The following is a 10,438-nucleotide window of genomic DNA, read 5'->3' on the forward strand; positions in this document are numbered from 1 at the left end:
GCCGCGGGCGGGTCCTCCCCCCTCCGCCCGAGGGGGGGGGCCCCGCCCCCCCGGGCGGGCCCCCCGCTCTTCGTGCTCCGGCCGCCCCGCCATCGTGGCGTCCGTCGTCGGGCGACGGCGGACGCCACGTGCGGTCATGCGTTGGGCGTGAGCTCGGCAGCCAAGGCCGAGGCCAGCTGCCGAGCCATGGCCTCCGGGTTCTCGAGCGGCGCCGAATGCGCGCCCTCGATGCTCCGGATCACGAACGTGCCCCTGGTCAGGGCGGACCAGCCCTCCATCGTGCCTTCGGGCAGCACCGGGTCGGCCGTGGCCGACACCGCCGTGATCGGGATGTCCAGCGGACCCCTGCGGTCAGCCTCCAGCATGAGCGCATACCGGTTCCACATCGAGGAATCGTTCCGCAGGTTCTCCAGGTAGCCGGCGAAGACCTCCTCGTTGGCGAGGATCTCGTCGGGCAGCACATCCCGGAACGCCTCGACCAGGGTCCCCGGCGCCGCCATATCCCACAGCGTCGACACCTCTTGGAACCGCTTGAGCGCCTCCGGCGCCTCGCTGAACGGCGGCAGCGCACAGGCGACGACGAGGTGCAGTTCCGGTCCCCCCACCCTGCTGCCCAGCCGGTGGGCGATCTCCCATGCTGCGCATGCGCCCTGGCTGTGCCCGTACAGGACGGTCGGCACGTCGAGACGGTCGGACATCTCCGCCACGACCCGGTCGACGAGGATGTTCACATCGTTCACCGGGGCCTCCCCGTTGCGTCCCTCACGGCCGGGAACCCGGATGGCGAGCAGTTCCACGTCCTCGGGAAGGTGCGGTATGAGCGGGACGTGGGCGGTGGTCGTGCCCCCCATTCCCGCCATGCACAGGATCCGCGCCCTGGGGTTCCGCGCCGGCTTGAGCACCCGCACCAGCTGGTCGTGCACGGCCTCGGTGACGGGCTGCCGCCCGGTGAGCTCATCGACCAGGTGTTCCGCGATGCCCGCACAACTGCCGTGCCGGAACAGCACGTCCGTGGCGAGCGGCAGGCCGCTTCGCCTGGCGAGTCTGGCGCGCAGGCCGACCGCCGTCAGCGAGTCCATTCCGAGCTGCTGGAGAGGCTGTCCGGCGGGGATCTGCGCCACCCCGAGAGCAGCCGCGGCCTCGACGCGGACCAGTTCGAGCACCGTACGGAGCTGTGCGTCCCGTCCCATGCCCGCCAGCCGCTCTTCGAGTCCGCTCTCCCGGCGCTTGCCGGTCATCTCGGCGCGCGCCTCCGGGATGCCCAGCAGCAGCGGACGCCGCCTGGCCGCGCAGAACGTGGGGGTGAAGCGGGACCAGTCGATATCGGCCACCCCCAGCGCCACCCGATCCGTTCCCAGCACCAGGTCCAGTGCGCTCAGTGCCTGGTCCGGGGGCATCATCCGCAGACCCCGTGCCCGGAGCTGCTCCTCGACCTCCTGCGTCACCATGCCTCCGTCGGCCCAGCCGCCCCAGTGCACCACGGTGGCCGTGCGGCCGTCCGCCACCCGGTGCCGGGCGAGGGCGTCCAGCGCGGCGTTGCCGGCCGCGTAGGTCGTCCCGCCGCCCGCACCCCACAGACCGGCCCCACTGCCGTAGAGCAGGAACGCGTCCAGTGGCCGGTCGCCGAGCAGTTCGTGCAGGTGCCAGGCGCCGGACACCTTCGCGGAGAGTTCCGCGGCGGCCTGGGCACCGTCGAGCTCTGCCAGGAGTGTCATCCCGGCGACCCCCGCGAGATGCGCGACGACCGTCAGGGGCGGGCCGTCGGAGTCGATCCGGTCGATCAGTTCGGCGACCTGCTGCCTGTCACCGACGTCGCAGGCTGCCGTCACGACCTCCGCCCCGGTCGCCTCGAGTTCCTCGCGGCACTGTGCGGAGACCTCACCGGAGCGGGAGGCGAGCACGACGCGTCGCGTCCCGCGTTCCGCCAGCCAGCGGGCGAGCCGTTGGCCGAGGGTTCCCGTGCCACCGGTGATCAGGGCGGTGCCGCTGGTCGTCCACGGCGACCGCGGTGCGGGCGTGGTGCGACGCAGCCTGCGTACGTACCGGCCGCCGGCGCGGAGCGCGATCTGGTCCTCGTCGTCACCGGCGAGAACGGCGCGGACGAGCTGCCCGGCCCAGTCCGGGTGCGGCTGTTCGGGCAGGTCCGCGGTACCGCCCCAGCCTTCGGGGCGTTCCAGTGCCGCGACCCGGCCCAGTCCGTGGATCAGGGCCTGCTCGGGACGCGTGACCGGATCGGCTTCGTCCACGCCGACAGCACCCCTGGTGACCAGCCATACCGGAGTCCTCGGGTGGCGTGCTCCGAGTCCCTGCAGCAGTCGCACGGTTCGCAGGAAGCCTTGTCGCGTGCCGTCCTCGTCCAGCGGCGTCAGGATGATCACACCCTGCAGCGCCGCCGGCAGGGAGGCCAGGTCGCCCGGATCCGTGCCGGCCCGGTGCGTACCGGCTCCTGCCTCGCGCAGGGCCGTCACCAGCTCCGTGGCGGGTGACGCGGGGTCCCCGAGAACGGCCCAGACTCCGTCTGCCGGCGCCGGGTCGGGCTCGCTGTGCTGCCAGGCCTCCTCGTACAGCCAGTCGGCGATCCCGGGGCGTTCCCCGCGGCTCTCGTGCCAGCGCCGCAGCAGCGGCAGCAGGTCCACGACGCTGTCCCTGTGCTGCCCGGACGCGCCGAGCAGCTCGGCGAGCCGGTCCACCTCGCCCGCACCGACGGCGTCCCAGAACCGCTGGTCGGTCGTCTTGCGGCGAGCGGGTTCCTTCCAGTAGCGCTGCCGCTGGAACGCGTAGCCGGGCAGGCCGACCAGGCGACCGTCGGGGACGGTCGCGGACCAGTCGATCTCCACGCCGTGCGCGTGCAGGGCGCCCAGTGTGCGCTGGAGCCGGTCCAGGCCGCCCTGGTCCCGTTCCATGGCCGCCAGGACCACCGCGTCCCGGTCCGCGCCGCCGTCGGCCAGCGGCATGGCCAGCACGGGATGCGGACCGACCTCGACGAACACCGTGTATCCGTCGGCGAGCAGCTCTTGCTGGGCGAGGTCGAGCCGTACGGGTTCGCGCAGGTTCCGGCACCAGTAAGCGGCGTCCAGTTCCTCACCCGCGGCCCGCCGGCCCAGCACCGTGGAGTACAGCGGGATCTCGGCCGGGCGGGGACGCAGCGGGGCGAGCCGGTCCCGCAGGCCCGGCAGCAGCGCGTCCATGTGCGAACTGTGCGAGGCGCAGGCTGCATTCAGCTTGCCGCACCAGACGTCCTGGTCGTCCCACGCGTAGAGCAGCTCTTCCACGATCGTCCGGTCTCCCGAGATGACCGTGGATCCCGGTGTGTTCACCACGGCGACCGAGACGGCGTTCCCGTAGGGAGCCAGTGCTGCCTCGACTTCGGAGACCGGGAGTTCCACCGTCGCCATCTCACCGTCCGAGGACAGCGCGGCGAGGGCCTTGCTGCGTTCGGCCACGACCCTGGCGCCCTCCTCCAGGGTCAGGGCGCCGGCGACCACGGCTGCGGGAATCTCGCCCTGGCTGTGTCCGACCACGGCCTGTGGTTCCAGGCCCAGATCCCGCATGGCCGCCGCCAGGCCGAGATACATGGTGAACAGCACCGGCTGGGCGATGTCCAGGCGGTCCCAGTCGATCCGTTCCTCATCCTGGAGCAGGTCGAGGACCGACCAGCCGGTCCAGGGGCGCAGTGCCTCGTCGCAGCGGGCGACCGTGTCGGCGAAGGCCGGGCTTTCGGTGAGCAGCCGCTGGGCCATGCCCGGCCACTGCGAACCCTGGCCGGGGAAGACGAACACGACCTTGCCCGGCCGTGCGGTGGCAAGGGTGACCGACGCGTCCGGCTGGTCACGGGCGATGGCGGTCAGGCCCTCGATGACCGAGGACAGATCGGGTCCGGCCACCGATGCGCGCTCGGCGAAGTGCTCGCGGTGCCGGGTGGTGGTCCAGGCCAGGTCGGTGAGGGTGGTGTCGGGGTGTTCGGTGAGCCAGCGGGCCCACTGCCGGGCCTGGTCCCTGAGTGCCTGTGGGGTGCGTCCGGAGACGACCACCGGCGCCGCGGCCCGTGCCGGGGCGGGCTGTGCCGGGGCGGGCTGCGCGGCCGGCTGCGGCGGCTGTTCCAGCACCAGGTGGGCGTTGGTGCCTCCGATGCCGAACGAGGACACTCCGGCGCGCCGGGTGCCCGGCCAGGCCCGTGTGTCGTCGCTGATCCGCAGGACCGCCGGGTCCAGTCCGAGTTCGGGGTTGACGCGCTGGAAGTTGACGGTGGGTACCAGTTCGCCGTGGTAGACGCAGAGGGCTGCCTTGACCAGTCCGGCCAGGCCCGCGGCCACGTCGGTGTGGCCGATGTTGGACTTCACCGATCCGACCGCGCAGGGCTCGTCGCGGTCGGGGGTGAAGACCTCCTGCAGGGCCTGGATCTCGATGGGATCGCCCATGGCGGTGGCGGTGCCGTGCGCTTCGACGTAGCCGATGTCGGCGGGCGAGAGTCCGGCGTCGGCGAGGGCGTCGGTGATGACGGCGGCCTGGCCGTTCACGCTGGGCGCGGTGAATCCGACCTTGTCCGAGCCGTCGTTGTTGATGGCGCTGCCGCGGATGACGGCGTAGATCCGGTCTCCGGCTTCGACCGCGTCCGACAGCCGCCGCAGCACCACCGCCACCACACCGTTGGCGAGGACCGTGCCCGCTCCATCGGCATCGAAGGGCCTGCAGTGTCCGTCCGGCGAGGCCACGAAGCCTTCCTGGTACTGGTAGCCCTGTTCCAGGGGGAAGGTGAGGGTGGAGGCGCCGACGAGTGCCACGTCGGATTCCCCGCGCAGCAGGCTCTGCCTGGCCAGGTGCGCGGCCACCAGCCCCGTGGAACACGCCGTCTGCACCGTCAGCGCGGGCCCCCGCAGATTCAGCTTGTGCGCCAGGCGCGTCGCGAGGAAGTCGTTCTTGTTGCCGATCGCCGAACGGAAGACCTCCGAGGCGTCCTCGGGATCACCCTGGTCATAGCAGCCGAAGCCGACTCCGCCGAAGACTCCGATGCGGCCGGGGTCGGCGCCGGGCAGGATGCCGGCGTTCTCCAGGCCCTGCCAGGCCGTTTCCAGGAAGAGCCGGTGCTGCGGATCCATGTTCTCCGCATCGGACGGAGAGCATCGGAAGAACTCGGCGTCGAAGAGGTCGGCGTCCGCCACGTAGCCCTTGGCCGGGACGAACCCGGGATCCTCCAGTACGTTGCGGGGCACCCCGGCGTCCAGCAGTTCCTGGTCGGTGAAGCGGCGGATCGACTCCACACCGCCCCGCAGGTTCGCCCAGAACTCGTCCGCGTCGGTCGCACCCGGCAGGCGCAGGGCCACGCCCACGATCGCCACCGCGTCCCCGTCGGAACGCTGCCGGGGCGTCGCGGCCGCGGTCACCGCACGCGTGGCGTCGCCGCGCAGGAATGCGGTGAGCTGGCGCACCGTGGAGTAGCGGAACAGCGTCGCGAGCGGAAACTCGCGGTCCAGGCCGGCGCAGATCCGCTCGTGGACCCGCAGCGCTGCCATCGACGTTCCGCCCAGCTCGAAGAACCCCCGGTCCGGGTCCACTTCGGCCAGCCCCAGTACCTGCGACCAGGCCGAGACCACCGTCTCCCACACCCGGTCGCCATCGGCGGCCGGCTGCGCGGGCTCCGGCTGCGGCGCGGGCAGTGCGGCCAGGGCCAGCCGGTCGATCTTGCGGTTCGGTGTCAGCGGCAGACTCTCCTGCCGTACCCACCGCGCGGGCAGCATCGACACCGGGAGCCGCGTCGCGGCGTGCTCGGCCAGGACCTGCTGGTCGGCGTCCCCGGAGTAGTACACCCACAAGGCCGCCGAGCCGGCGTCCTCACGTACGACCGCGGCAGCCTCCCGCACGCCGGTGCACCCGGCGACCACGGACTCGACCTCGCCGAGCTCGATGCGGTGTCCGGCCAGCTTCACCTGGTTGTCCACGCGGCCGCAGTACTCCAGTGAGCCGTCCTCGCGGTAGCGGACCACGTCCCCGGTGCGGTACATCCGCCCCGCACCCGCGAAGGGGTCCGCCACGAACCGCTCGTCCGTCAGCGCGGCCCGGTTCCAGTAACCCCGCGCGACACCGCGCCCGCCGATCCACAACTCACCGCGGCAGCCCCGCGGTACCGGCTGCTGGTGCCGGTCGAGAACGGCCAGCCGGGTGTCGATTACAGGCGATCCCAGCGAAACCGGCCCGGGCTCGACCCGCCAGGTCGTCGACCAGACCGTGGTCTCGGTGGGCCCGTACATGTTGAGCACCTCGCCGCCACAGGTCCGCAGCAACCGGTCGGCCAGGCCGCGATCGAGCGCCTCGCCACCGACCAGGAGCAGCCGCAGACCACTGAGCAGCTCACGGCCTTCTGCGTCCGCCAGCAGCATTCGGGCCAGTGACGGCGTGCACTGCAGGTGCGTCGGCCCGTACTGCCGGTATCCGGCCCAGCCGCCGAGTTCCCCGCCGGCGATGACCACGCGGTAGCCCCTGGTCAGGGTCCACAGCAGTTCGAGGCCGGAGATGTCGAAGGACACACTGGTCACGGCGAGCCAGGTGCCGTCGGCGCCACCGCCTACGCGGTCGTCCATGGCCCGGCAGAAGCCGGCGAACTGCGCGTGCTCGACCACCACGCCCTTCGGGGCGCCCGTCGAGCCCGAGGTGTAGAGGACGTAGGCGGGGTCGGACGGTTCCGGCTGGACCGGCAGAGCGCCGTCCGGCTGTCCGTGGTGCCCGGCCCCGGCGATCTCCTCGACGGACAGCACCCGCAGGCCGTCCGGCAGGGCGTCCGCGAGGGAGCCGCTCGAGATCACCACCTCGAGCCCGCTGTCGGACACCACATGGTCCAGGCGCGCTTTCGGGTACTGCGGGTCCAGCGGAACGTAGGCGGCCCCGGCCATCCAGGTGGCGAGCATCGCCACCGGCAGATCGGCCGTGCGGGGAAGGCAGAGACCGACCAGATCACCACGGGTCACGCCCACTGCGGCAAGCTGCCGGGCGATCGCGCGGGCTCCCGCGGAGACCTCCCGGTAGGTCAGCTCGCGTCCGTCCGACACCACGGCCACCGCGTCGGGCGTCCGTGCCGCCTGGTCCAGGATCCGCCGGCATGCGGTCTCTTCGGCAGGCCGGGCCGCGACGTCACCGCCGTGCTCGGCGAGCCACCGGCGTTCCGCACCGCAGAGCAGTTCGGCCTCCCGGACCGGACGGGCGGGCCGGGCGGCCAGTGATGCCAGCAGGGTCTCGAAGTTGGCGGCCATACGGTGGGCCGAGTCCTGGTCCAGCACGTGTGACTGGAATTCCAGCTCCCCGCGGAGCACGTCGCCGTCGGCGGTCAGCGTGAGGCCCAGCTCGAACTTCGACGCGCCCTGGACGTTGCCGGACACGCTTCCCGTCGTGGGAAGCCGCCAGGCCGCCTCGCCCGTTCCGATCGCGGGGAAGGCTGCGCCGCCGTAGTTGAACACCGCCCGGAACAGCGGGTTCTCCTCACCGGTCCGGTCGCCGCCGGCGATGCGCACGACCTCGGTCAGCGGGACGCTCTGGTGCTCGAACACCCCCCGCACACGGGTGTGCGTGCGGGCGAGGACGTCCTCGAAGGACACGGCCTCGGTCAGGTCGCAGCGCAGCGGCAGGGTGTTCGCCAGGAACCCGAAGGTCTCCGCGACCTGCGGCAGCTCCCTCGCCGACCAGATCGTGCCGAGGCTGAAGTCGTACTGGTCGGTGTACCGGGCGAGCAGGACCGCGAAGGCACTGACGTACACGGTGTACCCGGTGACGGAGTTGCGCGCGGCCAGCTCGTCCAGGGCGGCCCGGAGCTCCGCGGGCACGGTGAAGTGCACGGCACCGCCCTGATCGTCCTCGGCGGCGTCCCGGGCGGGGAGTTCCAGACGCTGAGCACCGTCCAGCTCGGACTCGAAGTACTCGAGCGAACGTGCGAAGGCGCCCTGCTCGACGGACTGCTTCTCCCATCGTGCGTAGTCACCGAGGTGGTACCGGACGTCCGGGAGCTGGAGGGTGTCCTGCCCGGCGAGGGCCCGGTACGTCTCGTACAGCTCGTTCAGCAGCAGGGACAGCGACCAGCCGTCGGTGATGGCGTGGTGCAGGGTGAAGCACATGGTCCACATCTCGCCGGAGTCCACCAGCAGGCAGCGGAACAGGGTCTCGGCGTCCAGCTCGAACGGGATCCGTTCCTCCGCGCGCAGCGTCCGGTCGAGCTCAACGGCGCCGGCCACCCGCTCGTGCCGCAGCGGAACGGTGAACTCCCGGTGCACCACCTGGACCAGTTCGCCGTCACGGAGCTCCAGTCCGGTGCGCAGCGCCTCGTGCCGTTCCATCACCGCGCGCAGTGCCAGGCCGAACGTCTCCGGACACAGTGGGCTCTCCACCTCGAGCCGGAGAACGGCGTTGTACTGCGCGGAATCCGGATGCATCCGCTCCAGGAACCACAGCCGGCGCTGGCCCTCGGTCGCCGGATGGACGTCGCGCCGCTCGGCACGTTCCATCGTCGGGCCGGGAGGCGGCAGCTCGGAGAAGGCGTTGGCCAGCAGGTAATCCACGACCGCTTGAGGCGTGGGGTGTTCGAAGGCGAGCGTGGACGGCAGCGGCGTGCCGGTCACCTCGCTGAGCCGGTTGCGCAGTTGCAGGGCCATCATCGAATCCAGCCCGCGCTCCTGGAACCGCTCGTCGACGGGCATGGGTTCGCCGAGTCCGAGAACGCCGCGGAGCACGTCCTGCACGGCCTCCAGCACGGCGGGGGCGCGGGCCGGCTCGGGCAGTGCCGCCAGCCGGGCCGCCAGGTCCGCGGGGGGTGCCTGCCGTTCCTGCCGGGTACGGGGTCCGCCGTCGATCCAGTAGCTCTGCCGCTGGAAGGCGTAGCCGGGCAGGTCGACCAGGCGGCCGGGCCCGTCGATGACCCGTGTCCAGTCCACCGCATGGCCGTGGACGTGCAATTCGCCGAGGCCGCGCACGATCTGCGCGAGGCCGCCGTGGTCCCGGCGCAGGCTGCCCAGGACCACTCCGCCGCGGTCGGCGGTGAAGGTGGTCAGCGGGATGGCCAGCAGCGGATGCGGGCTGACCTCGGTGAACACGCCGTAGCCGTCGGCACGCAGCGCGTCGAGCGCCAGATCCATGCGCACCGGCTCCCGCAGGTTGCGGCACCAGTACCGGGCGTCGAGGACCTCTCCGGCGATCGGCGCACCGGTCACCGTGGAGTACATCGGCACCGCCGTCGCGCGGGGGCGCAGTCCGCTCAGCGCCGCTTCCACCTCGGGCAGCATGGGGTCGACCAGGCCGCAGTGTCCGGCCCGGTCCGCCTTGATCCGGCGGGAGAACACGTCACGGTCCGCCAGCTTCGCGAGCAGGTCGCCCACCGCGTCCGCCGCGCCGGCCACCACCACCGAACCCGGGGTGTTCACCACGGCCACCGACAGCGATCCGCCGTACTCGGCGAGCAGCTCCTCCACCTCGGTCAGCGGCAGTCCCAACAGGGCCATGCCGCCCGAGCCGCTCTCGATGCGGTGGAACGCCTGGCTGCGGACGGCGACCACCTTGGCGCCCTCCTCCAGGGTCAGCGCTCCGGCGACCACGGCGGCGGGCACCTCGCCCTGGCTGTGCCCGACCACGGCCTCCGGTTCCAGACCGACGGAACGCCACACCTCCGCCAGGCCGAGTGCGACCGTGAACAGCGCGGGCTGGGTCACCTCGACGTCGTCCAGACTCAGCCCGCTCGCCTCGGGGTTCTCCAGCAGTTCGAGGACCGACCAGCCGGTCCAGGGGCGCAGTGCCTCGTCGCAGCGGGCGACCGTTTCGGCGAAGGCCGGGCTTTCGGTGAGCAGGCGCTGGGCCATGCCCGGCCACTGCGAACCGTGGCCGGCGAAGACGAACACGACCCTGCCGCGCTCCTCGGCCACCCCGGTGCACACCGCGTCGTCGCCGTGTCCGTCCCCGAGCGCGGTCAGCCCGCGCACCACCTCGTCCAGGTCACGGGCGAGGACGGCGGCCCGGTGCTCGAAGTGCCGGCGGTGCCGGGTGGTGGTCCAGGCCAGGTCGGTGAGGGTGGTGTCGGGGTGCTGGGTGAGCCAGTGGGCCCACTGCCGGGCCTGGTCCCTGAGTGCCTGGGGGGTGCGTCCGGAGACGACCACCGGCGCCGCGTCCCGTGTCGGGGCGGGCTGTGCCGGGGCGGGCTGCGCGGCCGGCTGCGGCGGCTGTTCCAGCACCAGGTGGGCGTTGGTGCCGCCGATGCCGAACGAGGACACTCCGGCGCGCCGGGTGCCCGGCCAGGCCCGTGTGTCGTCGCTGATCCGCAGGACCGCCGGGTCCAGTCCGAGTTCGGGGTTGACGCGCTGGAAGTTGACGGTGGGTACCAGTTCGCCGTGGTAGACGCAGAGGGCTGCCTTGACCAGTCCGGCCAGGCCCGCGGCCACGTCGGTGTGGCCGATGTTGGACTTCACCGATCCGA

1 protein-coding gene is annotated in these 10,438 nt (G+C 72.4%); it reads right to left on the bottom strand.

The genetic code is table 11. The features are described from left to right. Positions 1 to 134 precede the first annotated feature (134 nt). Complete coding sequence (locus tag ACIPUC_RS32315) at positions 135 to 10,430, bottom strand: amino acid adenylation domain-containing protein (RefSeq protein ID WP_446593943.1); 10,296 nt, start codon at positions 10,428 to 10,430, stop codon at positions 135 to 137. Positions 10,431 to 10,438: the final 8 nt, after the last annotated feature.

The organism is Streptomyces sp. LARHCF249 (genome assembly GCF_052871255.1).